Raw genomic sequence first — 228 nt, 5'->3', positions numbered from 1 at the left:
CTCTTCTGAATCCAGTTCCTTGCCGTCAATCATGACGCGGCCTGAAGTCGGTTTAAGCAGGCCCGAAATGATTTTCAAAGTCGTTGTTTTCCCGACTCCATTAGTCCCCAGCAAAGCATAGATTGAGCCTTTTTTCACCTCAAACGAAATATCTTTCAATACCTGTTTTTCACTATAGTTTTTTTGTATATTCACTAATTTAATCATTGTTCGCAAACCTTTCCGCCA

1 protein-coding gene is annotated in these 228 nt (G+C 40.4%); it reads right to left on the bottom strand.

Annotated features, from left to right (window positions below; genetic code table 11):
- Positions 1-207: ATP-binding cassette domain-containing protein (locus SB658_RS28290; RefSeq protein WP_410603941.1), on the bottom strand; the 207-nt coding region annotated here is incomplete at its 3' end.
- Positions 208-228: the final 21 nt, after the last annotated feature.

The organism is Bacillus sp. SIMBA_008 (assembly GCF_046535495.1).
In the GTDB taxonomy this organism is placed as follows: Bacteria; Bacillota; Bacilli; order Bacillales; family Bacillaceae; genus Bacillus; species Bacillus subtilis.
The sequence above is the reverse complement of the archived record's forward strand: the minus strand, read 5'-3'. Positions and strand labels throughout refer to the sequence as shown.